Genomic DNA, 25,683 nt, shown 5'->3' on the forward strand with positions numbered 1-25,683 from the left:
GGCGCCGCAGGCGACTGTAATCGGGGGGTACGACATTTTTCGCCGAGCGCTCAGACGGGAAGGTCCGAGACCTCCCACACCCAGGCACCACCGACCAGCCGCGGCTCCCGGCCCAGAAGGTCGGAGACCGTACGTTTCAGGATCTCCGCCTGCGCGTGCCGCTCCCCCAGCACCAGTGCGCCGGCCCTCCAGTATTTCAGGTCGTCCCGCGCGGCGGCCCGGTCGGCCGGGGTCACCACCGGCGCCCGGCCGGACCGGACGATCTCGAACAGGATGTCGGAGGTGCGGCGGGCCGGCGCGTTCCAGGTGCCGGTGGGGTCGATCTCACCGTTCGTCGGGCCCATGAAGTAACCGCGCGGCACCGGGGCGTCCAGCGCGGCGAACGCGGCCATCCGCATGCCCTCGCGGCCCACCGTCACCTCGGGCAGCGGCACCGGGACCAGCGAGCGGCCGTCCGGCACGAACTCGCGCCACTGGCCGGACGTGATCAGCTCCGGCATCGGCGTGGCCGGCGCGGTGATCAGCGGCTTCGGCGCGACCGGGAGCAGCGCCACCGTGATCGTCACCCACCAGAGGAGGACACGCCGCCGTGCCGTGGCCGGATCCGGCTCCTCGTCCCGCGCGCGCAGCACCCGGTCGGTCGCGACGGCCAGCAGGAACGCGCACGCCCAGACCACGACCATGGTGAACCGCGTGGTGGTGATCAGGTTGATCAGCGGCAGGTGGCTGACGAAGAACAGCGGCATCGGCACCTCGGTGTCCACGCCGCCGACCACCAGCGTCGGCCCGGCGGCGATGATCACGAAGACCAGCCCGGTGATCACGACCGCGCGCATCGCCCGCTGCCGCCAGGTCAGCACCGCGCACACCACCAGCAACACCACCAGCGGCAGGCCGAAGAAGCTGTTGTCCTCGGTCGCGCTGACGCTCAGCGACTCGGCCAGCGCGGTGTGGCCGGCGATCGACTGGCGGGCGTAGAACACGTACGACGCGAGGTCGGTGACGTAGACGTCCGGCGTGAACGGCAGGCCCCGGTAGTGCTGGCGGCCGAGGAACTGCTGGAACAGCGGGTACGCGAGCAGCACGCCCGAGGTGCCGGCCGCCACCGCGAGACCGGTCAGCCCGGGCTTCCAGACCGTCCTGATCCGGTCCCGGTGCATCAGCACCCAGCAGACCGTGAAGATCGCGCAGGCCAGCGCCACGAACAGCAGGATCTCCTCGTTGACGAAGACCTGGGCGGTGATCAGCAGGCCGAGGACGACGCCGTTCCGGACGGCTCCCGCCGGCTCGCGCAGCATGGCGACGCGCCAGAACAGGAACGGCACCAGGATCAACACGGTGAAGTTGATGTGCCCGTTCGCGTGGGAGATCATCGTCGGCGCGAACCCGCCCCACAGCCCGGCCACGAACGCCGCGCTCCGGTGACCGACGAAGTGCCGGCCGAGCACCCAGTACCAGGCCGCGGCCGTGCCGCCCAGCCCGATCGTGATCAGCAGCGCCATCGACACGCCCGGGCCGAACCAGTGCGTGATCGGCGAGACCGGGATGCCCAGCGCCAGGATCGACGTGTTCGCCATCATGTTGATGCCGTCCGGGAAGTTCAGCCGGTCCGTGTAGAACAGCCCCTCCCCGTGGAAGACGGCCCGCTCCGCGTGCGCGAGCACGAACAGGAAGAAGCCGTGGTCGTCCTCGTTCGCCGCCAGCACCCGGCCACCCGGGTCCGCCCACAGGCGCGAGGTGACCAGCACCGACAGCGCCGCATAGACCACGCCGGCTATCACGTCCCAACGACGGTGGGATCCGGGCCGGCCGTCGGGCTTCGGCGTCGCTTCCTCGGGCGCACTGTCCAGGACTCGCACCCGCGCATCATGCCAGAACCCGCGTCCCGCGTCCCGGTCGCTACGCTGGGACCTGATTCGATCATCGATGGGGACGGGGTCGCTCGTGACGTACACCGGTCATGTCTCACCGGGGTCCGCCCCGGCCGTGCGCGAACTGCCCGCGCTGACCATCACGAAGCAGTCCGTCGGCGGCGCCTTCGACAACAACGCCTACCTGCTGCGCTGCACCGCCACCGGCGCCCAGCTGCTGATCGATGCCGCGAACGACGCCGCCGTGCTGCTCGGGCTGGCCGGCGAGGCCGGGCTGGAGACCGTGGTGACCACGCACGCGCACGGCGATCACTGGGGCGCGCTGGCCGAGGTGGTCGCCGCCACCGGAGCCGCGTCCGTCGCGCACCGGGACGATGCCCCGGACCTGCCGGTCGTCACCCGTACGGTGGAGGACGGCGACACCATCACGGTCGGCGAGGTCGCGCTCGAGGTGATCCACCTGGTCGGCCACACGCCGGGCTCGATCGCGCTGCTCTACCAGGACCCCGGCGGTACGCCGCACCTGTGGACCGGCGACTCGCTCTTCCCCGGCGGCGTCGGCAACACCCGCGGCGACCGGGCCGCCTTCGACTCCCTGATCACCGACGTCGAGACCAAGCTCTTCGCCCGCCTCCCCGACTCCACCTGGTTCTACCCCGGCCACGGCGACGACTCCACCCTCGGCCACGAACGCCCGTCCCTCCCCGAATGGCGCACCCGCGGCTGGTAACCGCTTCGGGCTCACACGCTGATGACCTTGACCATGGCCTCCAGGCCGACGAAGTCTCCGGCGTTGCGGGTGTAGAGCGGCAGGTCGCGCGCCGACGCGATCGCGGCGATCATCAGGTCGATGCGGCGAGGTCTCGGGTCGCGCCTCGCCTCGACGGTCAGGCCCACGAGCGTGCCGAAACGCGCGGCGGCCGCCCCGTCGAACGGCAGCGGCTCGAACGAGTCGATCGCCGCGCCCAGCATCTCCATGCGCGCGGCCCGGGTGGCGGCGTCCTTGGCCATCCCGACGCCCTGATGCAGCTCCGCCAGGGTGACGGCGGTCAGCTCGGGGATCCGGGGCAGGATCGCCGGATCGACGGCGTCGATGTCGATATAGGCGCACGTGTCCAGCACGCCGTACTCGTACCGCTCAACCACGGTGCCGCTCCCAGGGATCATCCTGATCGCCGATCCGGTCCTCGGTGCCGAAGAACTCGTCGGCCTCCCGTCGCATCCGGGCGTGATCGACCTTGGGAAGCCGCTTGTGCCGCTCGACCAGTTCCTCCGCCGTGAGACGCCGGCGGCGGGCCAAGGGGCGGACTTCGGCGATCTCCACCCCGTTCCGGGTGATGTGGTAGGTCTCGCCGGCCTCCACCGCGTCCATGACCGCGGCAGAGTTGTTCCGGAACTCCCGCTGGCTGATGACCTTCATGCCTTCACCGTAGCGAGCCGTAGCACAGCGCGCTACGTCTCGAACGGCTGATGCCGGAAGCCCTCGTCGACCGGTTATCGGCCGGTGGGCTCGGCGACGCGACGGGAGCCGCTGTCGAGCCAGGCATCGAGTGCGATCTTTCTGATGAGCCAGCGAGCGCCGAGCCGATTGCCCGGTAGTTCCCCCTCCTGAAGTCCGGCTATGACCTCCGCGACATCGACACCCAGGTAGTCAGCGGTCTGACGAGCCGACAACACCGGCGGAAGCGAGCCTTCATCGTCGTGGGGCGCGGAACCCGCAGAGCGCGGTGCTCGCCGCGCGGGATCGGACACCTCACCAGAAGGCGGCCGCCGGCGGGTTGTTCAGAAGACGGTGCCGGCGTCGGTGGGGATCAGGGTGTCGAGGCAGCGTTCGACCAGGGCGGCGACGGTGAGGGCGGGGTTGCAGGCGGCGGTGGAGCCGGGGATGAGGGAGGCGTCGAGGACGTAGAGGCCGGGGTGGTCGTGGACCCGGCCGAAGAGGTCGCAGGCGCGGTCCAGGACGGCGCCGCCCAGCGGGTGGAACGTGTAGGGCTCCAGCGCGTTCATGTCGAGCAGGCCGTAGGGCGCGGCCGCGGCGGCGGACAGCAGGCCGTCGAGCACCGGGATGCCGGTCGCCGGCGGGTGGGGACCGGGGGTGGGCGTACCGGCGACCAGGGTTTGCAGGGTGTCGCGGATCGCGGCCTGCGCCGCGGCATCGGCGGTGGACGGCCAGGTCAGGCGGGTGTCGTCGGTGAGCGGGTCGTACCGGAAGTGACCGGCCGGCTCGCAGAGGCCGATGCCGGGCAGCGGCATCGCGTGCGTCTCGACCGGGAACGGCGCGGGGCCGAACTCGACGGTGACCGCCCGCGCCGGGTCGGCCCAGCGGGTGATCGCGACGCTGGTCGGACCGCCCTGGTACGGCCCGGTCGGCGACGGGATCAGCGCACGCAGGTAGAGGCGCAGGCCGTTGTTGCCCCAGTGCCGACCGATCTCGTCGGTCAGGCGCGGCAGCGCGCCGGTCTCCCGGGCCCGGACCAGCAGCCGGGTGGTGCCCATCGAGCCGGCGGCCAGGATCAGCGCGTCGGCGGTCAGGACCAGATCAGCCACGGGTACGCCGTCCTCGGTGATCTGCCGGGCACGGATCTCGTAGCGGCCCTGGGCGGCGGCCGCGATGTCCGTGACCACGTGCAGCGGCCGCACCTCGGCCAGACCGGACGCCTCGGCCCAGGCGAGATAGTTGCGGTCCACGGAGGTACGGGCGCCGCTGTTGATGCCGGTCAGGTACTCGCCGATCGAGGCCGCGGGTACCGCGGTACCGGCCAGTTCGTCGCGCACCACGGACCAGTCGCAGGCCTCGTCCAGGCGGGCCGTGGGTAGGCCGGCCCGGGCGGCCTGGTCGAGGAAGAGCCGGGTGGGCGCGTACCGCCGGTTGGCGAGCACGTCGTCCGGGATCCGCTGCGCGCCGATCCGCGCCCGGACCCGTGGGTAGTGCACGTCGGCCAGCTCCTGGTAGTCGACGCCGGACGGCATCACCCGGCTGAAGACGTCGCCGTCCGGCTGCAGCATGACGCCGTCGACCAGCGACAACCCGCCCACGCCGGCCCCGGTGATCACGTCCATGCCGTCGCCGCGGACACGCTCGAAGAGACCGGCGTACGGCCGGTAGACCACCGGTGGCATGCCGGGATAGACCGGCGTGGGCGTGAACCAGGACGAGCGGCGGTCGGGCGCGAGGAACGGCGGGAACGTGTCACCGCCCGGCAGCACCGGCCAGCGCCGCCCCCGCTCCAGCACCAGGCTCCGGACCCCGGCCTCGGCCAGCCGGTACGCCGCGATCGCCCCGCCGTACCCGGACCCGACGATGACCACCCGGTGGTGTTCCCGTCGCGGCCCGGCCGGACCGGCGGGAATGGACGGCAGCATCGCGGCGGCGCCCAGCGCCAGCACGTTCCGGCGGGTCAGTTCGACGGCCACGGCAGCTCCTCAGCGGGTCGGCTGCACGCATTCTGAACCCGTCGGCATCTCGACGCATGTCGATCAACGGACCGGGTCCCGGACGGCGAACGCGGTCGAACGGGCCGACGTCACGCCGCGAGTGCGTGGCGGAGGCGGTCACGGAGGGCACGGGTCTCCGGGGCCGCGGACGCGCCGACCTGGGAGCGGAGCAGGTCGACCGTCGAGGTCCGCATCACCACCGGCAACGCCGCCCTCGGCGCCTGGACCAACGACACCTCCGGCACCGACCTGGTCGTCCTGGACGACTTCCTCTACGGAGAGCCCAGGGCTCTCTCCTGACGCACCGCACGACGACGATGCGGCAGTGGCCGGGGTTGCCGCCCCGGCCACTGCCGTCGCACACCGGCCCCGGCCCGTTGAGGCCGATCGATCTGAGGACCGATCTCGATACCCGGCCGGGACAGTTCGTCCTGACCGGATCGTCCCGGCTCCCGGCGCCGCGGTCGCCGGCGGATGCGCTTCCCGGCCACATGGAGATCATCGAGCGGTGGCCGTTCGCGGCGACGGGCGCAAGTAGAGTGGCGCGCGATGGACCCGCGGAAGATCCTTGTGGCGCTTGCCGACCTGGCACCGGCCAGGTCGGAGCTGGTGCTGGACGTGAGCCGGGCGGGGCAGCCGTTCGCCTGGCTGGAGGAGCCGGAGCGGGCGCCGGCGGGGCGGGTCGGTGACCGGTTCGCCGGGCTGGACGCGCTGCACCGGGAGGAGCGGGTGCTGCGGCGCGGCCTGGGCTGGGTGCTGGGCAGCACGGAGATCGGCGGGGTGCGGCGGCGGGTGCGGGTGCCGCTGGTGTCCCAGCCGGTACGGGTCGAGCGCGGACTGCGCGGGCGGCTGCTGCCGGCCGGGGACCTGGAGATCACGCCGCTGCTGGCGGACCGGGGACTGGCGGCGCGGTTCGAGGAGGCGTCCGGGCTCGGCGGCCCGGGGTGGCTGACCGCGCCCGGCACCAAGGCGTGGATCTCGTCGCTGGCGTGGGCCGCGGAGCTGCCGGTGCGCGACGTGCTGGAGCCGCCGGTGCGCAAGGCGCCCGCGGAGCACCTGGTGGCGTACGCGGTGGCCGCGCTCTACGTCGCCCGGGACGTGGCCTCGACCGGCCCCCGTGACACGCTGCTGACCTGGTCCAACCGCACCGGCCTGGAGCACACCGCGCTCGACGCCGTCTACCGCGGCACGGACGGCGGCACCGGCCGCGACACGGACGCGGAGGACGTCGGCGAGCGTGTGCTCTCGCCCCTTCCGCTGAACGCGGCGCAGCGGACCGTGGTCGCCCGCAGCCGCCGGGAGCGCGTGGTCGTCGTGTCCGGGCCGCCGGGCAACGGCAAGTCGCACGCGGTGGTCGCGGCCGCGCTGGACACCGTGGACCGCGGCGGCTCGGTCCTGATCGCCACCCAGTCACGGCACGCGGCCGAGGTGCTGGGCGGGCTGCTGGACCGCTATCCCGGCCCGGTCCCGGTGCTGTTCGGCGACGCGGAGCGGCGCGAGGAGATCGCCACGAAACTCACCGCCGGCCTGGGCGAGGGCGTCCCGCGGAGCCGCCTGGCCGAGGACGCGCGCCACGCCGCCGAGGCCGCCGAGACCGTGGCGCGCACCGAGCGGGAGATCACCGCGGCGCTGACCCGGGAGGCGCTGGCCGAGCGGCTGGAGGAGTGGCTTCCGCTGCTGCCCGCGCTGCGCGCCGACGTACCCGCGGTCTTCGCCCCCGGTTTTGATCTCGACCGTGCCCGGCGGCTGCACGACGAGGCGACCGGCGAGGCACCCGGCTGGTGGCGGGCCTGGCGTCGCCGCCGCGCGGCGGCTCGGCTGCGCGAACTGCACGAGGACCACGACCGCGTGGGTACGGCGTTGCGGGCCGCCGCGAGCGTGCGCGCCGCGGCGGAGCTGGCCGCGTCCGGCGGCACCGACCTGGCCGGCCGCTGGGACGCGCTGGCCCGCGCGGACGACGCGCTCGCGGCCGCGACCGGCACCCGGATGCGGCACGACGCGACCAGCGCGGCCCGCTGGGACGCCGCCGCCCGCCGGAGCGCGTCCGCGCTGGCCGCCGCGCTGCGGGCCGGACGCGCCCGCCGCCGCGAGGCGCTGGCCGCGCTGGACGCGACGGCGCTGGTCCGGGCGCTGCCGCTGTGGGTCGGGACGGTCACGGACGCGGAGGACCTGCTGCCGGCCGTACCGGCGCTGTTCGATCTGGTGATCCTGGACGAGGCCGCGCACATCGACCAGCTGCGGGCCGCGCCGGTGCTGGCCCGCGCCCGCGCCGCGCTGGTCGTCGGCGACCCGCGCCAGCTGCGGTTCGTCTCGTTCGTCGGCGACGCGGACGTGGCCGTGACACTGGCCGCCCACGGCCTCGGCGGGTACGCGGACCGGCTGGACCTGCGCCGGATCAGCGCGTTCGACCTGGCCGCCGGCGCGACCGCGGTGACCGTGCTGGACGAGCACTACCGGTCCGTGCCGCACCTGATCGAGTTCTCCGCGCGGCGCTTCTACGACGACCGGATCGCGCTGGTCACCCGCCATCCGCGCACCGAGGGCACGGACGCGGTCGAGGTCCGCGCGGTCACGCCGGAGACCGAGATCGAGGCCGTGGTCGCGGAGGTCCGCGCGCTCGCCGGGGAGACCAGCGTCGGAGTGATCACGCCGTTCCGCGCGCACGCGGACGCGCTGGAGGCCGCGCTGCTGGCCGCGTTCGGCGTCGACGAGATCGAGGCGATGGGACTGCGCGTCGGTACGGTGCACGCGTTCCAGGGCGCGGAGGCGGAGGTCGTGGTGGCCTCGCTCGCGCTCTCCGACGCGGACCCGGCGTCCCGGCACCGGTTCGCCGCGGACCCGAACCTGTTCAACGTGCTGATCACGCGGGCCCGTCGCCGACTGGTCGTGGTGACCGCGCAGCGGAACGCGTCCGGGCTGATCGGCGACTTCCTGCGGTACGCCGCGGAACCGCCCCGCCCGGCGCACGCACCGCCGGACGCGGCAAAGGGCTGGGCCGCGCGACTCGGCCGCGAGCTGGCCGAGTCCGGCGTGCCGGTGCGGGCGGACTACCCGGTCGGCCGGTGGAGCGTGGACCTGTGCGCGGACGAGGCCGGCCTGATCTGCCGGGTGCACCCGGACGGCCCGGCGGCGCACATCGAACGGCAACGCACGCTGCGGCGCGCGGGCTGGCGGCTGCACGACGCGTTCCCGACCCGCTGGGACGGTGACGCCGCCCGCGCCGCCCTCGACCTCGCCACGCCCGCCGCACGACACCCGTGACCGGGGCAGCGGTCTCGTCCGCACCACCCGGCGGGGGTCAGCCGGTGATGTCCCGGGCCCACGGCAGCATCAGGCGCTCGGCCAGCACGATCGTGTAGAAGAGCGACACGCTGGTCAGCGCGAGCAGCACGATCGCGGCGAACGCCATCGGCGTGTCCGCGGACGCGCTGGACAGCACGATCACCGCGCCGAGCCCCTGGTCCGGGTTGGCGATCTCCGCGACCACCGCGCCGATCACCGCGAGCGAGACCGCGACCTTCAGGCCCACGAAGATCTGCGGCAGCGCCCACGGCAGCCGGACCTTCGCGTACGTCTGCCAGCGGGACGCGTCCAGCGAGCGGGACAGCTCGGTCAGCTCCACCGGCGTGGCCGTGAGCCCGGCCGCGGACGCCAGCGCGATCGGGAAGAACGAGATCAGCACGACCAGCACGATCTTGGGGGACGCGCCGAACCCGAGCCAGACCACGAGCAGCGGGGCGACCGCGGCCTTCGGCACCGCGTTCAGCGCGACCAGCAACGGCAGCACCGCGTGCTCGACCGGGCGCCACGTGGTGAGCAGGATCGCGAGCGCGATGCCGGCCACCGCCGCGATCACGAACCCGGCCGTGGTCACCGACAGCGTCCGGCCCAACTCGGTGAGCAGGTAGTGCGGCTCCCGCAGGTACGCGTCGAGGATGTCCGGCGGCGACGGCAGGAAGAACGGGCGCACCCGGAACGCCTCGACCGCCCACCACCAGAATCCGAGCACGGTCACGGCCGCGGCCAGCGGCGACAGCACGCGGGTCACGGGCGCCGGCCCGCGGTCGAGTAGAGCAACGGCGCGCGCACCACCATCCGCGGATCGGACATCAGCGCGGTCACCCGGTCCAGCAGGTCGTCGCGGAGACCGGCCGCGCGCAGCCCGTCCCGCTGCTGCGCGATGTTAGCGGCGTTGAGCAGCGCACCGGCCGTGCCGCCGGGCCAGGAGCGGGCGTGCACCTCGGTCTGCACGCCGGTCAGCCCGGCGTCCAGCATCGCCGCGTGCACGCGCAGCGCCCAGGCCGGGTCGTTGCCGCGCGCCGGGAGCACCCGGCCGATGAACACGTCGAGGTAGGTCTCGAACGCGGCCGCGTCGGCGGGCGACGGCGCGGCCAGCACCGCGTTGCGGAACGTGGTGGCGAACTCCTCCAGCAGCAGCACGCCGCCGGGGGCCAGCGCGCCGGCCAGCCGGGGAAGGATCGCCGCCCGCTCCGGCAGGTGCAGCAGCAGGAGCCGGGCGTGGATCAGGTCCCACTCGCCGGCCGGCAGCGGCTCGGTCACCAGGTCGTGCCGGAGCACGTCGTAACCGGCGCCGCCCGGCAGATGCCGGACGTTCAGGTCGGTGGCGAGCACCCGCGCGCCCTGCCGGGCCAGCCAGCCCGCGACGCTGCCGCCGCCCGCGCCCAGCTCGAGGCAGCGCCGCCCGGCCAGGTCACCCAGCCCGGCCAGCCGGGCGGTGGTGACGTCGTCGAACATCTCGGCCAGGTAGCGGTGCCGGTCCGCCGCGGCCGGGTCGTCGTTGTCGAACGCGTACCGCAGCATGCCTCAGCTCCCCGGGGTGAGCGGGAACGCGACGACCTCGTCCGCGGTGAGCCCCGGTGCGAAGAGCCCGGCGTCGGTGAGCATCGCGATCGCGCGCGTCAGCCGGTCCCGGTCGATGCTGCCGAGCGGGCCGCCGCCGGTCGGCGTGGTCAGCGGCGCCATCAGCGTGATCTCCCCCTCGGCCGCCGCCACGGTCGAGGCGGGATTGCGCTCGTGCAACAGTTCCGCGGCCGCGCGCGGATCGGCGAGCGTGTCGGCGAGCCCGCGCAGTGCCGCGTCCCGGAAGCGCCGGACCAGGTCGGGATCGCTCTCCGCCAGCGACGCGGAGGTGGTCAGCGCGTTGCCGAACGTGTCCGGCAACGCGTCGCTGAACGGCAGCACGGTCATCTGTTTCCCGGCGGCCGCCTCGATGCCGGGACGGCCGATCAGGAACGTGCACAGCGCGTCCACCCGGCCGGACGCGAGTAGCGCCGGCACCTGGGCCGGTGCCGCGTTGACCCAGGTGACGCCGGCCGGGTCGAGGCCGGTGGCCTTCGCGTACGCCGGGAACAGCACCTGGTTGACGGACGCGGTCGCGGCGCCGAGACGCTTGCCGGCCAGGTCCGCGGGCTTCTTGATCGGCCCGTCGGCCGGCGTGACGATCGAGACCAGCGACTGCTGGTGGATCGCGGCGAACACCCGGAAGCCGGTGAACGTGCCCTGACCGGCCGAGATCACGCCGCCGATCAGGTCGCTGTTCATGAAGTCGGCCCGCCCGGCCGCGAGCGTCCGCATGTTGTCCGAGAGCGCGGCACCGAGCCGGATCTCGACGTCCAGTCCGGCGTCCCGGAAGTAGCCCTTCTCCTGGGCCACCCAGGCGAACGCGTCCCGCCCGGTCGCGCCGAACGCCGTGAGGTAGACGATCCGGCGTAACGAGCCGTCGTCCTCGTCCGCGCCGGGATTCTGGCACCCGGCCGCGAGCAGGACGGCGACGAGCAGGATCGACACGATGCGTGACCGGCCCATCAGGGCCTCCCCGTGAGGTCAGGCTGATCAAGACATCCAAGCCTAACGATGGCTAAGTCCACCCGCGACGAACCGTCCTAGATCTGATAGAGATATGTCGGAGGTGGGAACAATGGCGTTCTATCGTTCCGTCGGCGAGGTTCCGCCGAAACGGCACACCCAGCACCGGCGCCCGGACGGCGGCCTCTACTACGAGGAGCTGATGGGCGAGGAGGGCTTCTCCGCCGACTCGTCGCTGCTCTACCACCGCGAGATCCCGTCCGCGATCGTCGACGCGGCACCGTGGCAGCCGCCCGGCCTCGGCACCACCCCGAACCACCCGCTGCTCCCCCGGCACCTCAAGCTGCACTCGCTGGACTTCGCGGAGGCCGACGTCGTCACCGGGCGGCGCCTGGTGCTCGGCAACGGCGACGTGCGCATCTCGTACGCGGTGGCGAGCACCCCGTCGCCGCTCTACCGCAACGCCATCGGCGACGAGTGCGTCTACGTCGAGTCCGGGGACGCGCTGGTGGAGACCGTGTTCGGCGCGCTGACCGCGACCGCCGGCGACTACGTGATCCTGCCGCGCGCCACCACCCACCGCTGGGTGCCCCGGGGCCCGGAACCCCTGCGCGCGTACGTGATCGAGGCGAACAGCCACATCGCGCCGGCCAAGCGGTACCTGTCCCGGTACGGGCAGTTCCTGGAGCACGCGCCGTTCTGTGAGCGGGACCTGCACGGTCCGGCCGTGCCGCTGACGGCCACCGGCACGGACGTTCCGGTGCTGGTCAAGCACCGCGGCAGCACGGGCGTGACCGGCACCCGCTACGTCTACCCCCGGCACCCGTTCGACGTGGTCGGCTGGGACGGCTGCCTCTACCCGTACACGTTCAGCGTGCACGACTTCGAACCGATCACCGGGCGCGTGCACCAGCCGCCGCCGGTGCACCAGGTGTTCGAGGGCGCCGGGTTCGTGATCTGCAACTTCGTGCCGCGGAAGGTCGACTACCACCCGCTGGCCATCCCGGTGCCGTACTACCACTCCAACGTGGACAGCGACGAGGTCATGTTCTACTGCGGCGGGAACTACGAGGCGCGCAAGGGCTCCGGCATCGGCCAGGGCTCGATCTCGCTGCACCCGGGCGGCCACCCGCACGGCCCGCAGCCCGGCGCGTACGAGCGCTCGATCGGCGTGACCGAGGTCGACGAGCTGGCCGTCATGGTCGACACGTTCCGCCCGCTGGAGCTGGGCGAGGCCGCCACCGCCGCCGAGGACCCGGCCTACCCGTGGAGCTGGGCCCGGTAGGGCGGCGCGCTCACTCCTGGCGGCGGCCCACGTAGTAGACGGTCGCGGCGGCCGCGGCGACCATCAGCACCGAGACCGCGCCGAGGCCGGAGAGCGGCGTCAGCATGGTCTCCGGCGCGGCCTCGCTGCCGAGCAGCACCAGCATCGGCGCGACCGGCGGCACCACGCGCAGCAGCACCATCGCGCCCACCGCACCGACCGCGGCCAGCACGGCCACGCCGGTGCGCCGGATCAGCAGCCGCGAACAGAGCAGGCCGACCGCGATGCCGGCGAAGGCGGCGGTCAGCTGCGCGAGCACGCCGACCGCCAGGCCGGCGCCGGTGATCGGGTGCCGGCCGGCGTAGAGCGGATAGATCAGGCCGACCAGCATCAGCAGCACCGCGACGAACGTGGCGGCCAGCACGTTCCCGGCCAGCACCCGGGTCTCGCCGCCGGCCGCGGTCGCGGTCATCGCGCGCTGGGTGCGGTCCTCCGTGTTGATCAGCACGACGGTCAGCCAGGTCATGCAGAGAAAGAGCACGAGCGCGCAGGCCGAGTACGTCTCCGCCAGCGGCCCCGCGTCGCCGGTGGTGAGCACCATGATCGCGGCGCCGAAGAGCAGGATCGGCGCGATGTACGCCTGGCTGCGCACCAGCATGGAGAGCGAGTAGCGGGCCAGCGCGATCATCGGGCCTGCTCCGCGACGTCGGTGTCCTTCACCAGCGTGAGCTTGGGGCGCGGCCGGGGCTGCGGCTTCCGCGGCGCGGGCGCCGGCCGGCCGGCTACCGGCGGCTCGCCACCGGACCCGCCGTCACCGTCCGCCCGGCCACCGGCGTCCTGCCGGGCACCGTGATCGTCCCGCCGGGCACCGTGATCGTCCCGCCGGGCACCGTGATCGTCCCGCCCGGCACCGCGATCCCGCGGGGCGTCGACGTCACGCCCGCCGTCACTGTCACGCTCATCATCCCGGTCCCGGCCGGACCGGCCATCCGCAGCACCCGAGCCGTCCACCGCGCCCGGCTCAGACGCGTCCCGCCCGTCCGCCACGTCCCGTGCGTCGTCCCGCCGGTCTGCCACGGCCCGCCGGTCCGCGAAGTCCCGCGGGTCAGCCACGTCCCGCGGGTCAGCCAGGTCCCGCGGGTCAGCCACTTCCCGCGGGTCAGCCACGTCTCGCCCGGCCGCCATGTCCCGCGAGCCAGACATGTCCCGCGAGCCAGACATGTCCCACCGGTCGGCCAGGTCCCGCGCGTCCGCCACGTCCCGGGGGTCCGCCACGTCCCGGGGGTCCGCCACGTCCCGCGGGTCCGCCACGTCCCGCGCGTCCGCCGGGCCGGACGTACCCGGCGCGCCGAACGCGTCGACCTCGTCGATCTCGGTCCGGCTCGCGCGCGTCCGCTCCCCCGCCACCACCGGCACCGGCGCCGAGCGGCGCACCGACTGCACCGACCAGCCGTTGCCGAGGGCCTGGAAGATCAGCTCGTCCGCGTACTTCGCGACGATCTCCAGCGTCACCACCGCGTCGTCGCGGCGGGCCTCCAGCACGCCGGGGAGCCGCCACCAGTCCGGCTCGGGCGCGTCCAGCGCGGCGTCGACCAGCTCCACGAACGCGAGCGTCTCGCCGGGCGGCGCCGTGGAGAGCCGCCCGCCGGCGATCCGGTAGATCACCGACGCGCTGGCCGAGACGACCGCCTCCCGGTGGTCGGTGAACACCACCGCGCCGCCCTCGCGCGCGGTCTCCGCGATCAGCTCGGCCAGCACCTCGTGCGCGGCCGCGTCCAGGCCGGACCACGGCTCGTCCAGCACCAGCAGCTGCGGCGGGACCATCAGCGCCTGCGCGACCGCGACCTTCTGCGCGTTGCCCTTGGACAGCCGGCGCAGCTCCGCGTTCGCGCCGCCGACCAGCGCCAGGCGGCTGAGCAGCTCGTCCGCCCGGGCCACCGCGGCGCGAGTGTTCAGGCCGCGGATCCGGCCGATGTGCTTCAGGTAGGAGCGCGCCGAGACACGCGCCTGGGTGGGAAACCGCTCGGGCACGTAACCGACCACCCGCGGCCGGGCGATCACCGCGCCGGACGAGACCGGCGAGAGGCCGGCGACGATGCGCAGCAGCGTCGACTTACCGGAACCGTTGCCGCCGACCACGCCGACGACCTCGCCCGGGTAGATCACCAGGTCGATGTCGTCCAGCACGGTGCGTGACCGGTCGTATCGCTTGCCGACGCCGCGCAGCTCGACGAGGCCAGCCATGACACCTCCATATTCGCAGGCATCCGCCCGTCGCCCCGGCCCAGCATACAAACCGGAGGCCGTTCGCGGGGGTACGCCGGCCCACCGTCACCCACGGGAAGGCGATCACTCTACGTGATCATCTCGTCGCGATCAGATCCACCACGATGAGCAGCGCCACCACGTCCCAGCCACGCCAGAGCTGCCGGAGCAGATCCACCGGGATCAGCCCGAACGGCGTCTCCACCACCGGCCCGTCGTAGACCAGCGCCGGCCGGGTGCCGGACCGGTAGACCGCGGCACCCACGCCGAGCAGCAGCACCGCGTCCGCCCAGGCCGGTCGCCCGCCCGCGACCGGCGCGGTGACCAGGAGGAACAGCGCGGCGGCGAGCGCCGGCCCGGCCAGGTGCGCCAGCTTCAGGCCGGTGTCACCGCCGCCGAGCGCGCGGCGCAGGCCCGGCGACCGGGTGATCGCGCGCAGCCCGCCGGCCAGCCGGTCACCGGCCAGGAACGCGGTGAGCACCTGTGCCGGACCGGCCAGGCCCGGCACCGCGAGCGCGACCGCGTACTGCACCAGCACCAGCGCGGCCCAGCCGAGCAGCGCACCCCGCCGCCGGACGGCCCGGCGCAGCTCTGCTTGGGTCAGCGCCCACCAGCGCGGACCGCTCCGGAACCGGCGGCTGCGCACCCGGCCGAGCGCACGCCAGCGGCGCGCCTCCAGCAGGTCCGCGATCAGCGTCGGGTCCAGCATCACCGCGGCCGCGGCGGCCCGGCTGGCGAACTGCGCGCCGGTCGTGGTGGTGGCCCGGTCCAGCCGGCGCAACGCCCGGACCGCGAACACCACGGCCGTCGCCGCGGCCACGAACACCAGCGCGGGGACGGCGAGCGGCACGGTCCCGTCCGGGCGCGGCATCGGCGTACCCGGGCCGAAGTGCAGGACGACCACCGTGCCGGCCACCAGCGCGCCCGCGCCGATCAGCACCCGGCCGGGCAGTTCCACCGCCCACCGCGCCCGCCGCGCGCCCTGCGCCACCACCGCGGCGGCGCCGGCCAGCAACCCGATCGCGGCGCCGAGCAGCGTCGCGTCCACGATCCCGGCCTCCAGCGCGGGTGCGTCGGCCGCGATCCGGGACAGCACGCCGAACAGGAACCCGAGCAGCGCCACCACCGCGGACGCGCCGGTCAGCAACCCGGCGAAGCGCGGCAGCAGCAGTCTCCGCCGGTCGATCGGCGCGCTCGCCACCCAGGACTGCAGCGCCGGCCCGACGAAGACCGGCCCGAGCACGCGCAGCCCGGCCCAGCCGAACCCGGCCGCGGTCAGCACCGCGGCGGCCACCAGCCACCGCTGCTCCGCCGGATCGCCGGCGCGGACCAGCGCCGACCCCAGGAAGTCCCGGCTCATGTCCACGAACGCCCACCCGTACAGCGCGGCGAGCAGGGCCAGCAGGTAGAGATCCGTGAGGAAGTCGTCGAACGACGTGCCGTGGTGCCGCCGGCGCAGCCGCCGCAGCCGCGACCGGACCTGCCGGACGCCGACCGCCGTCACGCCCCGATCTCGATCCGCACGTCCGCGACCGCCGCGATCAGGTCCTCGTCGTGCGACGCCAGCAGCACCGCCACGCCGGCCGCCTTCTCCCGCAGCAGCCGCTCGGCCAGCCAGGCCCGGCCGCGCACGTCCAGCCGCTGTTCCGGCTCGTCCAGGATCAGCAGCCGCCGGGGCCGCACGAAGCACGAGGCCAGCGCGAGCCGCCGGCGCTGTCCACTGGAGAGCGTGGCGGGCAGCTGGTCGCGGGCCCGGTCCAGGCCCAGCTCGGTCAGCACCTCGCCGACCGGGTCACCGCCGCCGCCGTGCGCGGCCGCGAGCAGCTCCAGGTGTTCCACCACGGACAGGTCCGCGAAGAAGTCGATGTCGTCCAGCGCCGCCGCCATGATCGAGCGGGTCCACGGGTCCGCCTCGTCCAGCCGCCGCCCCGCGGACCGCACCTCGCCGTCGTCCGGCCGCTCCGCGCCCACCACGCACCGCAGCAGCGTCGTCTTACCCGACCCGTTCGGCCCGGTCACCACCCCGGCCTGCCCGGCCGCGACCGTGAAGCTCACGTCGTCGAGCACCAGCAGATCCCCGAAGCTGCGCCGCAGCCCCCGCACGTCCAGCGCCTCCATGGCGCCACCCTGTCATGCCCGCACACCCACGCCCGCACGCATCCGCGCACCATGTCGGCACACCGGGCGAAGCCCACGACCAACCCGAAGAACCGATCTTCCCGCTCCCGGCGTGGTGCCGCCCGCATGCTCCCGCGGGCACCGGTCGTCGCCGGCGCTCCTCCCTGCCGGTCCCGCCGTGGCCGAGCCGACCCCGTCCCACTGACGGCTCCGCACGTCGCGCCGCACCTCCCACCCGCGCGGCGATCCCGGCGAACTCGCGGTCCGCGACCGTGCCGAATCCACCGGCCGCGGGCCGCACCCCGACGCGCACCTCGCGCCGCGCCCCGAATCCCTCGGCGCCGCAGGCCGCACATCCCCACGCGCACCTCGCGCCGCGCCGCGAATCCCTCGGCGCCGCAGGCCGCGCATCCCACGCGCACCCCGCGCCGCGCCGCGAATCCGGTTGGTGCCCACGGCCGCGCCTACCCGCGCGGATCTCGTGCCGCGTCGCGGATCCGGTGGCGCCGCGATGGTCGCGTGGTTCTCTCCGGCACCGGGCGGCACCGGCTCCGGTGCCGCCCGGCAAGCGGAGCGCCGGCGGAGTCTTGCCGGGCGGCGAGGTTGGCCCGCGGGAGCATGCGGGCCGCACCACGCCGGAAGCGGGAAATCCGGGTGTTGCCCCTGATTCTGGGAACGGGCCGGACCTCAGGCGGGGACCTTCGTGGCCGCGACCATGCGGGCGGACCAGCGCCAGCCGTCCACATAGGCGCGGACCAGGTCGGTGCCGTGCGCGGCGGGGGCGACCGACTCCAGGTCGCCGCGGGAGAAGGCGTCGACGGTGCGCAGCACGTCACCGAGCGCGCCGGTGCCGTCGATGAGTGCGCCGGCCACGTCGTCGGCGAGCGGGAGGCGGTCGGCGAGCATGGCCGGGGTGAGGCTGAGCACCTCGGCGACGCCGCTGATCAGACCGGCGGTGAACGCGGCGTCCGGCGAGGCGTGCATGCCCTCGGCCAGGCTCTCGCAGAAGCGGGCGCGCAGCAGCGCGGTGGTGAGCTGCTCGTCGGTGGCCTCGACCGCGTCGCCGAGCGCCATGATCATCGCCCACTGGCGGATCTGGGTGAGGCCGAGCAGCACCACGGCCTGGCGTACCGACGAGACCTTGTACGCGGCGCCGGCGGCCGCGGAGTTGCTGGCCCGCAGCACGCGCAGCGCCAGTGCCGGGTCGCTGACGATCGTGCTGATCACCCGGTCCATGTCGGCGGCGCCGATCGCGGGCACCAGTTGCAGCCGGACCAGCCGGGACGGGGAGAGGCTGGTCGCGGTCATCACCCGCGGGCGGCTCAGCGCGTACCCCTGGCGCAGCTCGAATCCGTACCGGTCGGCCAGCGCGATGTGGTCCGCGGTCTCCAGGCGCTCCGCCACGATCTGGATGCCCGGGTACTCCCGGCAGACCGCCGCCACCTCGTCGAACCGGTCGACGTCGCTGTCCAGCATGTCGAGCTTCAGGTAGCTGGCGAGCGGCAGCAGCCGCTCGTGCCCGGAGCCGTGCACGTAGTCGTCCAGCGCGATCTTGTAGCCGGCCTCGACCAGCGCGGCCACGCCGGCCACCACCTCGTCGTCCGGATCGACGGTCTCCAGGATCTCCAGGACCACGTTCTCCGGCCCGAACGGCAGCGGCACCTTGCCGATGATGAACTCGCGGGTCAGGTTGATGAAGCAGAGCCGGTCGCCGGCCACCTCCGCGATGCCGAACTCGGTGAACACGTTGAGGATCACCTGACTGGTGGCGTAGGCGTCGCGCGCGGCCGCGTGCACCGCCTCCATGCTGCCTCGGAACAGCAGCTCGTACGCCACGACCGTGCCGCGCGAATCGAAGATCGGCTGACGGCCGACGTGCACGCGCTGGGTGATCGACGGCATAGGGTTCACGCGCCGACGATCGGTGCGGCCCGGTCGCTCCTGAGGGATTTCGGAGTGAGGACCGTTACTACCGATGTTCCCGCTTCCGGCGTGGCCGGGTTCCGCATGCTCCCGCGGGCACCGGTCGGCCGCGGGCGGCCTCCCTGCACGTCGCGTCGCCGGTCACCACGAGCCGGGAGCGGCCCGCCGGGCCGCGGTGGCCCGGATCGTGGTCGCGGCCGGGGTGCCCCGCGCGTTCGCCGGCCCCGGTGGTGGGACGGGTGGCGCCCGGCTCAGCCGAGTCCGTCGGGCACCGCCGGCGGGGCGGCCGGGTGGTAGCGGGCCGTGTGACGCTGCCAGTCGTAGTTGCCGCGGATCAGCGTGTGCAGCGCCAGCCGGACGTAACGGTCGACCGTGGCGCGCTCGGCCGCGTGCAGCCCGATCGCGGCGGCCGCGTCCGGGATCAGGTGTTCCAGGCCGTCCAGCTCCGCGATCAGCGCGTGCACCAGCGCCACCGTCTCCGCGACCGCCGCCGCGCGCGGCAGGCCGGCCGAGTCCTCCAGCACCAGCACCGCGTTGCGCCGGGTGCCGCGGCGCTCCTCCTTCTCCACCGAGGCCACGTCGTTGCAGAGCCCGGCCACGTCCGCGGTGATGGTGCGCAGCCGGTGCAGCAGCGGCGTGTGGAACGCGACGTCCGGCAGTTCGCAGCCCTGCACCCGCTCGGCCAGGTCGAGCACCGGGTAGGCGCCGACGGTCGGCCGCCGCAGGCTCAGGTGCTCCGCGACCGTGGTGGGCGGCGCGAGCACCGGCGGCTGCGCCTCGACCAGCACGCCGGCCAGATATCCGGCCCAGTCCTGCGCGGCCCGCGACCGCCACGCCGCGGTCATCCCGGCGCAGCTGCGCGCCCACACGTCCGCCCAGGCCCGGGTGGCCGGCACGTCGTGGCGCGGGCGGGTGCCGGGCGGTTCGTGCAGCAGCGCCAGCAGTTCCCGGGCGGCGGCGACCGCGGCCGCGCGCGGGCCGCCGGGCGCGGCGTCGAACTGGTCGTCGAAGAGGAACAGGAAGCACTGCAGGTTCGCCGCGAGCAGCAGGTCGTCGCCGCGCGCGGCCGGATGGAAGCGGGCGGCGAGCTCGGTCAGCCGCCAGCCGGTGATCCGGTCCGCGGCCGCGGCGTCACGGACCAGGCCGAGGTCGCGCGCCCAGTCGAGGGTGGCGTCGGCGGCCTTGTCGATCTCCGCGGCCGCGACCACGGCCGCCGGGTACGGAATGTCGAAGGCGACGCCCTGTGGCACGGGAACTCCCGGAAATATCGATTTCCTTCGTCCTACCACAGGGGCGCCGAGTTCACCTGGCTAAGCGTCCACCCGGGTCCGGCGGAACAGCCCCACCACCAGCAGGAGCACCAGCAGCACGCCGAAGAGCACTGTGAGCGGAACCACACCGAAGCGCTCCACGCCGGTCGCCAGCGTCTCCTGCACGCCGAGCGCGGCCTCCACCACCGGGTCCGCGCCGGCCCACCGGGCGTCGTGCAGCACGCGCAGTTCGTACCAGCCGTAGTAGGTGACGTAGAGCCCGGCGGCCGCGAGCAGCACGCCGCCGGCCCGCGGCGCGAGCACGCTCACCCGGCGCACCCGGGACAGCAGCGACGTGCGGACCAGCGCGACCGAGAGCGCGGTCACGCCGACCACCAGGCCCATCCCGGCCGCGTACGCGCCGAACAGCGTGACCGGGTCGCCGCTCGCCGACGCGCCGACGATCGCCAGGAACGGCGCGATCGTGCAGCTGACGGACGCGAGCGCGTACGCGACCCCGAACAGCGCCATGGACGGCACCGACCGGGTGAGCGCGGGCGCGCGGCGGACCAGCGGCAGCGCGGGGAGCCGGCGGCCGGCCGCGAGCAGCACGCCGAGCACGGCCAGCACGATCCCGGACGCGAGCGTGAGCCACGGCAGCCGGGGCTGCAGCCAGCTCATCGCGGGCGCGAGCGCGAAGCCGAGCGTGCCGAAGACGGCCACGAAGCCGGCGGTCATCGCGAGCGCGGAGGTGAGCGCGCGGCCCACCGCGCCCCAGCGCCCGCCGGGCGTGTCCCCGGCGACCAGCACGGACAGGTACGCGGGCAGCATCGCGAAGCCGCACGGGTTGAGCGCGGCCAGCATGCCCGCGGTGAGCGCGTAGAGCAGCACGGGTCAGGCCGCCAGCCGGTCGAGCCAGGCGACCAGGTCCTGGTCGTCGAGCCAGCCCTTGTGCACGACCGTGCCGCTCGCGTCGAGCATCACGTAGTAGGACTGCCGGGTGACCTCGAACCGGGTCCACAGCTCGCCGGCACCGTCGTTGATCTGCGGCACGCCACCGATCCCGTAGTCGGCGACGAACTTGTTCATCGCCGCGGTGTCCGTGCTGAGCCCGGCGACGCCGACGATCGGCACCCGGTCCGCGTAGCGCGGCGCCTCCTTCGCGACGGTCCAGCCCTGGCTGGCACAGGTCGCGCACCACGGCGCCCAGAACCACAGCACGGCCGGCCGGTGCGCCAGCGACGTACCGTCGAAGGTCTTGCCGTCCAGCGTGGTGCCGGTGAACGTGAGCAGCTCGGGAACCGGACCGGTGGGCTCGGGGCGGGGTGCCGGCGGGGACGAGGCGGTCGCCGGCGCCCCGGACGACGCGGCGGGCGGCCCGGACGACGCGGCCGGCGGCGCGGCCTCGACCCAGGACTCCGGTGGTGACACGCACGCGCTCAGCGCGAGCAGCGCCGCTCCCATGACCGACGCCGTCAACCGCCGTGCCCGCATGCCGCCCCCAGATGGTCGTCCGAAACCCCGTTCGACCATGAGGTACGGCAGGCACCGGCGCAACGGTTCAGGGGCCGGCGCGCTTTCGCACGCCGGCCCCTGCGGGACGGACTTCGTTCTAGCGGGTTGCCATCGCCCGGCCGTGGCCGAGCCGGGCCGCGAGGACCTGCTCGATCAGCGACACCAGGATGCTCTTGACCGACTCGCGGTTCCGGGCGTCGCACTCGACGACCGGCACGTAGTCCGCGACGCCGAGCGCCTCCCGGACCTCCTGGAGGTCGAACCGGTTGACCGAGTCGAACACGTTCACCCCGAGCAGGAACGGGATGTTGTGTTCCTCGAAGTAGTCCAACGCGGGGAAACAGTCCTCGATCCGGCGCGTGTCGACCAGCACCACGGCGCCGAGCGCGCCGTCGACCAGGTCGTCCCAGAGGAACGCGAACCGGTCCTGTCCGGGCGTGCCGAACAGGTACAGGACCAGGGACTCGTCGAGGGTGATGCGGCCGAAGTCCAGTGCCACCGTGGTGGTGGTCTTGGCGGCTACCTGCGACGTGTCGTCGATGCCGATGGACCGTTCGGTCATCTCGGCTTCGGTGACCAGAGGCTCGATCTCGGAAATCGCACTCACGAAAGTGGTCTTTCCGACGCCGAACCCACCGCTCACCACGATTTTCACCGAAATCGGTGCTGGGCGGCTAGAGGGCGCGTACACGATCCCGAATCCTCTCGATCAGTTCGATGGAAAGCTCGTTCGTCTGTTCGGAGACCTGTAGGTACTTCTCGGCTATCAGGTCTCCGACCAGCACCCGCGTCACGCCGAGTGGCGTGCGCAGCGCGGCGGCGAGGTCCGCGAGGGACATCGGCGCCTGGCAGAGCTGCACGATCCGCTCCGCTTCGAAGCGCAGCGGCGCGGAGAGCGCCGCCGGCTGTGCGAAGAAGAGCGTCTCGATGCGAATGTTGTCCGCCAGTGGCCGGGTCCGGCCGCCGGTGACCAGGAACGGCCGGACGACCGGGTCCTCCCCCTCGGAGGAGGACCCGCTCGGGGCACGGTGCCCACCGACGTGATCGTCTGTCCGGTCCCGCTGCGGCCGCACCTCCGGCTGCCACTTCGGGAACATCCGCGGATCCGGCATCCGCAGTCCGGACTCGGGGTCGTCGCTCACAGGCCCAGGTGACGTCGGGATTCCGCGATCAGCGCCGGCGTGAGCAGCGGGCCGAACCGCTCGGTCAGCGTGGAGATCTCGTACCCGATCAGGCCGAGGTCGCTGTCGCCGGTGGCGACCACGCCGAGCACGCTGCCGCCGGTGATGACGGAGACCAGCAGGAAGCCCCGCTTCATCTCGATCATGATCAGCTTCAGGCCCTCGAACTCGTACTTCTTCGAGGCACTGCGGGCCAGGCTGGCCATGCTGGAGACGATCGCCGCCAGGTGATCGGCCTCGGTGCGGTTCAGCCCGTCCGAGGCGGCGATGAGCAGCCCGTCGGAGGAGACCGCGACGGCGTCCTTCACCCCGTCGGTCTGGTGCACGAAGTTGCCGAGCAGCCAGTTGAACTGGTGCCGGTCGGTCTGGGTGTCGACGCTCATGCGCTGGTGCCTCCGTCTTCGGTGCCGTACGGGTTGGGTCGAACATCGGTGTGCGCGCGCTGCATGCCCGCCCGCAACGCCGTGAGACGGTTACGCACCTCGGTCGGCGAGGAGTCGACCACCGCGGCCCGGGTCTCGGGCGCGCTCGGAGCCGGTGCCGGTGCGGCCTCGGCCTCGGGCCGGCTGGTCCGCGGGGCCCGCTTGCGCAGCCCGTTGCGGGTGCGCTCGACCTCCCCGGTCTCGATCGTCCGGGGACGCGGCGAGGCCTGCTCCGCGACCGCCTCCGCGGCGGCCTCCGCGGCCACCACCTCGGGCGACGGCGGCACCGTCAGGTACTCGACCACGCTCGGCTTGACCCGGCCGCCGATCGCCAGGTACGGCGCCTCCGGCACCTGGGTCGGCGCACCGGAGCTGACCAGCGGCCGACTGACCTCCTGGGCCGGCGGCGCCGGTGGGGCCGGGGGTGCCGCGGGCGCCATCACCGGGGTGAACGGGGTGGGCGGGATGACCGGCATCGCCGGGCGCTCGTCCACGATCTCCCCGTCCCGGACCACGGCCGGCGCGGCCGAGGTCGCCATCACCGACGCGGGCAGCAGCACGCGGGCGGTGACGCCGGTGACCGGCGAGGACGCCAGCTTCACCTCCGCACCCATGTCCCGGGCCAGCTGACCGACCACGTAGTGGCCGAGGTAGCGGGCCGGCGCCGTGATGAAGTCGCCCTCACCGCGGAGACGCGCGTTCGCGGCCTCGATCTCCGTGTCGTTCATGCCGACGCCCTGGTCGACGATCGCGATCAGGTACTGGTCGCCGACGCGGCGGCCCTGGATCTCCACGTCCGAGTCCGGCGGGGAGAACGTCAGGCCGTTCTCGATCAGCTCGGCGAGCAGGTGCGCCACGCCGCTGACCACGGCACCGGTGATGTTGGCCTCGTCGATCCGGCGGAACGACACCCGCCGGTACTCCTCGACCTCGGAGACCGCGGCCCGGATCACGTCCGCGATCGGCAGCGGGGCCGACCACTGCCGCGGGCTCGACGAGCCCACGAGCACCAGGAGGCTCTCCGCGTTCCGTCGCATACGGGTGGCCAGGTGGTCCAGCTCGAACAGGTTGGCGAGCGCGGACGGGTCCGTCTCCTCCCGCTCCAGCGTGGTGATGAAGCCCAGCTGGCGGCGAAGCAGGTTCTGGTTGCGGCGGCCGAGGTTGGCCAGCGACTCGGTGGTCGACTTCCGCAGCAGCGCCTGCTCGGTGGCGAGCGCGTACGCGGTGGCCTGGATGTGGTCGAACGCGTCGGCCACGGCCCGCATCTCCGCGGACGCGCCGCGGGCCAGCCGGACCGGTGCCAGCTTCGGCCGCTCCTCGTCCGGTGACAGCTCCTGCGCGAGGGCCACCGCCTGCGGCAGCCGGACCTCGGCGATGTGGTCGGCCTCGGCGGACAGCGCCGCCAGCGGCCGGGTGATCGACCGGGACGCGTAGAAGAGCAGCACGACCGCGGCCGCGATGGAGGCGGCCACGATGGCGACCAGGATCAGGATCGCGTTGAGCGCGTCCGTCTGCAGCTGGGACGCGCGGTCCTTGATCTGCCCGGCGACGGCCTCCTGGAGACCGGTGACGCCGTTCAGGTACTGGATCATCGCGTTCGAGTAGAGCCCGGTGTCCGCGAAGATCTCCCGGCCGTCGGCGGACTCGTCCGCGATCTCCCGGAAGCGCTCCACGGTACGGGCCGAGCCGGTGTCCAGCACGCGGGCGAACTCGTCGCGCTGCCCCTGGGTGGCGGCGCCGGCGAAGCGCGTGAACGCCGCGTCCTGCTCCGCGATGAGGCCCGCGTAGGAGACGTACTGGTTCACGCCGTCGACCTCGAACGAACCGCGCAGGAACACCTCGTTCAGGCGGACGCTCTCGAGGGCGGCGCCCTCCTTGACCGCGCTCAGCGACTCCAGCACGGTCACCATGCGGCGCAGACCCGTGTCGTCGAGCAGGTCCAGCTCGAAGTCGATGGTGTTGAACGCGGTGATCCGGTCCGTGAAGAACACGACCGTGCTGTTCAGGCTGACGGACTTCCCGTCGACCTGGCCACGGAAGTTCTCCAGGGCGTCCAGCGAGGCGAGCGTGGACTGGGTCCGCTCGTCGAGCTGGTTGCCCGCGTCGTTGTCCTCGGTGATCAGGCGGGAGACGGCCTGGCGCTGCTGGTCGACGGCCTCACGGGCCGTGCCCAGCCGGGCGGCGACCACCTCGTTGCCGGTGAGCAGACCGGCGGTGGCGCCACGCTCGTCCTGCAATGCCTGCACCAGACGTTGCACGCTGAGCGCCAGCGTGATGTCGTGGGTGGTGGCCCGGGCGTTGTTGAACGCCACGACCAGGACCAGGACGACAAGGCTCAGAAGAGCAAGTACAGCGGCGAGCGGGACCGCCAGTAGTGCGGCCAGGCGCTGGCGGATCGGGCGGCCCTGCCGAGGCTTCTTCTGCCCCGACGTGGTGACGCCCGATCCGCGACCAGGCCTGAAGATCCCGCTCAGCCGCGTCTTGCTGCGGTGCACGGCTGAACTCAACACCGACCTCCAATAGCAGATGCGAATATCGGCCCCTCCCGGTACAAGACCGGGCCGCATCAGCTGTGGCGGTCTAGGTGGCCTGGGTTGCAGTTCGACCGGAATC

General features: G+C 73.7%; 24 protein-coding genes. 3 read left to right on the forward strand and 21 right to left on the reverse strand.

All coding sequences use genetic code 11. The features are described from left to right. Positions 1-50 precede the first annotated feature (50 nt). A complete protein-coding gene (locus tag J2S44_RS08315) occupies positions 51-1,859 on the reverse strand; it encodes a hypothetical protein (protein WP_310410427.1) in 1,809 nt (602 codons plus the stop codon). Between the two features lie 85 nt (positions 1,860-1,944). Between J2S44_RS08315 and J2S44_RS08320 the strand changes: the two genes are divergently transcribed. Then, entirely contained in the window at positions 1,945-2,601 is a 657-nt protein-coding gene (locus tag J2S44_RS08320; protein ID WP_310410429.1) for an MBL fold metallo-hydrolase, read from the forward strand. Between the two features lie 11 nt (positions 2,602-2,612). Here the strand turns inward: J2S44_RS08320 and J2S44_RS08325 are convergent, their stop codons facing one another. The 5 genes from J2S44_RS08325 to J2S44_RS08340 form a co-directional block, all read right to left on the reverse strand. Then, complete coding sequence (locus J2S44_RS08325) at positions 2,613-3,017, reverse strand: PIN domain-containing protein (protein WP_310410431.1); 405 nt, start codon at positions 3,015-3,017, stop codon at positions 2,613-2,615. After that, positions 3,010-3,291 carry a type II toxin-antitoxin system Phd/YefM family antitoxin gene (locus tag J2S44_RS08330; protein WP_310410433.1) on the reverse strand — a complete coding sequence of 94 codons (282 nt, stop codon included), beginning with the start codon at positions 3,289-3,291 and terminating at the stop codon, positions 3,010-3,012. The genes J2S44_RS08325 and J2S44_RS08330 overlap by 8 nt, the downstream gene beginning before the upstream one ends. A 74-nt stretch (positions 3,292-3,365) precedes the next feature. Then, positions 3,366-3,623 carry a helix-turn-helix domain-containing protein gene (locus J2S44_RS42860; RefSeq protein ID WP_374727812.1) on the reverse strand — a complete coding sequence of 86 codons (258 nt, stop codon included), beginning with the start codon at positions 3,621-3,623 and terminating at the stop codon, positions 3,366-3,368. Positions 3,624-3,653: 30 nt separating this feature from the next. Further along, on the reverse strand, positions 3,654-5,285 hold the full coding sequence (locus J2S44_RS08335) for a GMC oxidoreductase (protein WP_310410435.1): 1,632 nt from the start codon (positions 5,283-5,285) through the stop codon (positions 3,654-3,656). A gap of 110 nt (positions 5,286-5,395) precedes the next feature. Continuing rightward, positions 5,396-5,542, reverse strand: coding sequence for a hypothetical protein (locus tag J2S44_RS08340; RefSeq protein ID WP_310410437.1), 147 nt, complete (start codon positions 5,540-5,542; stop codon positions 5,396-5,398). 313 nt (positions 5,543-5,855) lie between these two features. Here J2S44_RS08340 and J2S44_RS08345 point away from each other — a divergent pair, with 313 nt between their 5' ends. Continuing rightward, positions 5,856-8,567, forward strand: a complete 2,712-nt coding sequence (locus J2S44_RS08345) for an AAA domain-containing protein (protein ID WP_310410438.1) — start codon at positions 5,856-5,858, stop codon at positions 8,565-8,567. A gap of 37 nt (positions 8,568-8,604) precedes the next feature. Here the strand turns inward: J2S44_RS08345 and J2S44_RS08350 are convergent, their stop codons facing one another. Genes J2S44_RS08350 through J2S44_RS08360 form a run of 3 tightly spaced genes read right to left on the reverse strand, consistent with a single transcriptional unit; the run spans position 8,605 to position 11,132 of the window. Beyond that, positions 8,605-9,354, reverse strand: coding sequence for an ABC transporter permease (locus J2S44_RS08350; RefSeq protein WP_310410440.1), 750 nt, complete (start codon positions 9,352-9,354; stop codon positions 8,605-8,607). Further along, positions 9,351-10,127 (reverse strand): class I SAM-dependent methyltransferase, encoded by a 777-nt coding sequence (locus J2S44_RS08355; RefSeq protein ID WP_310410443.1) that lies wholly within the window; start codon positions 10,125-10,127, stop codon positions 9,351-9,353. The genes J2S44_RS08350 and J2S44_RS08355 overlap by 4 nt, the downstream gene beginning before the upstream one ends. Before the next feature lie 3 nt (positions 10,128-10,130). Then, a complete protein-coding gene (locus J2S44_RS08360) occupies positions 10,131-11,132 on the reverse strand; it encodes an ABC transporter substrate-binding protein (RefSeq protein WP_310410445.1) in 1,002 nt (333 codons plus the stop codon). A 112-nt stretch (positions 11,133-11,244) separates the two neighbouring features. Between J2S44_RS08360 and J2S44_RS08365 the strand changes: the two genes are divergently transcribed. Continuing rightward, complete coding sequence (locus tag J2S44_RS08365; protein ID WP_310410447.1) at positions 11,245-12,417, forward strand: homogentisate 1,2-dioxygenase; 1,173 nt, start codon at positions 11,245-11,247, stop codon at positions 12,415-12,417. A gap of 10 nt (positions 12,418-12,427) precedes the next feature. Here J2S44_RS08365 and J2S44_RS08370 read toward each other — a convergent pair whose 3' ends face one another. The 12 genes from J2S44_RS08370 to J2S44_RS08425 form a co-directional block, all read right to left on the reverse strand. Beyond that, entirely contained in the window at positions 12,428-13,084 is a 657-nt protein-coding gene (locus J2S44_RS08370) for a hypothetical protein (protein ID WP_310410449.1), read from the reverse strand. Further along, positions 13,081-14,640 carry an ATP-binding cassette domain-containing protein gene (locus J2S44_RS08375; RefSeq protein ID WP_310410451.1) on the reverse strand — a complete coding sequence of 520 codons (1,560 nt, stop codon included), beginning with the start codon at positions 14,638-14,640 and terminating at the stop codon, positions 13,081-13,083. Before J2S44_RS08375 ends, J2S44_RS08370 begins: the two co-directional genes overlap by 4 nt. A gap of 118 nt (positions 14,641-14,758) precedes the next feature. After that, a complete protein-coding gene (locus J2S44_RS08380; protein ID WP_310410453.1) occupies positions 14,759-16,165 on the reverse strand; it encodes a DUF6297 family protein in 1,407 nt (468 codons plus the stop codon). Then, on the reverse strand, positions 16,162-16,779 hold the full coding sequence (locus J2S44_RS08385; RefSeq protein WP_310410455.1) for an ABC transporter ATP-binding protein: 618 nt from the start codon (positions 16,777-16,779) through the stop codon (positions 16,162-16,164). The genes J2S44_RS08380 and J2S44_RS08385 overlap by 4 nt, the downstream gene beginning before the upstream one ends. A 687-nt stretch (positions 16,780-17,466) precedes the next feature. Next, positions 17,467-18,681 (reverse strand): EAL and HDOD domain-containing protein, encoded by a 1,215-nt coding sequence (locus J2S44_RS08390; RefSeq protein WP_310429523.1) that lies wholly within the window; start codon positions 18,679-18,681, stop codon positions 17,467-17,469. Between the two features lie 272 nt (positions 18,682-18,953). Beyond that, complete coding sequence (locus tag J2S44_RS08395) at positions 18,954-19,952, reverse strand: terpene synthase family protein (RefSeq protein WP_310410457.1); 999 nt, start codon at positions 19,950-19,952, stop codon at positions 18,954-18,956. A gap of 60 nt (positions 19,953-20,012) precedes the next feature. Continuing rightward, entirely contained in the window at positions 20,013-20,843 is an 831-nt protein-coding gene (locus J2S44_RS08400) for a cytochrome c biogenesis CcdA family protein (protein ID WP_310410459.1), read from the reverse strand. A 3-nt stretch (positions 20,844-20,846) separates the two neighbouring features. Continuing rightward, a complete protein-coding gene (locus J2S44_RS08405) occupies positions 20,847-21,416 on the reverse strand; it encodes a redoxin family protein (RefSeq protein ID WP_310410460.1) in 570 nt (189 codons plus the stop codon). Between the two features lie 148 nt (positions 21,417-21,564). Continuing rightward, positions 21,565-22,158, reverse strand: coding sequence for a GTP-binding protein (locus tag J2S44_RS08410; protein ID WP_310410461.1), 594 nt, complete (start codon positions 22,156-22,158; stop codon positions 21,565-21,567). Beyond that, entirely contained in the window at positions 22,142-22,609 is a 468-nt protein-coding gene (locus tag J2S44_RS08415) for a DUF742 domain-containing protein (protein ID WP_374727813.1), read from the reverse strand. The genes J2S44_RS08410 and J2S44_RS08415 overlap by 17 nt, the downstream gene beginning before the upstream one ends. Next, positions 22,606-23,031, reverse strand: a complete 426-nt coding sequence (locus J2S44_RS08420; RefSeq protein ID WP_310410463.1) for a roadblock/LC7 domain-containing protein — start codon at positions 23,029-23,031, stop codon at positions 22,606-22,608. Before J2S44_RS08420 ends, J2S44_RS08415 begins: the two co-directional genes overlap by 4 nt. Continuing rightward, positions 23,028-25,580, reverse strand: a complete 2,553-nt coding sequence (locus J2S44_RS08425) for a sensor histidine kinase (RefSeq protein WP_310410465.1) — start codon at positions 25,578-25,580, stop codon at positions 23,028-23,030. The genes J2S44_RS08420 and J2S44_RS08425 overlap by 4 nt, the downstream gene beginning before the upstream one ends. Between the last annotated feature and the right edge of the window lie 103 nt (positions 25,581-25,683).

Origin of the sequence: Catenuloplanes niger, from assembly GCF_031458255.1 — a bacterium.
GTDB classification, from domain to species: domain Bacteria; phylum Actinomycetota; class Actinomycetes; order Mycobacteriales; family Micromonosporaceae; genus Catenuloplanes; species Catenuloplanes niger.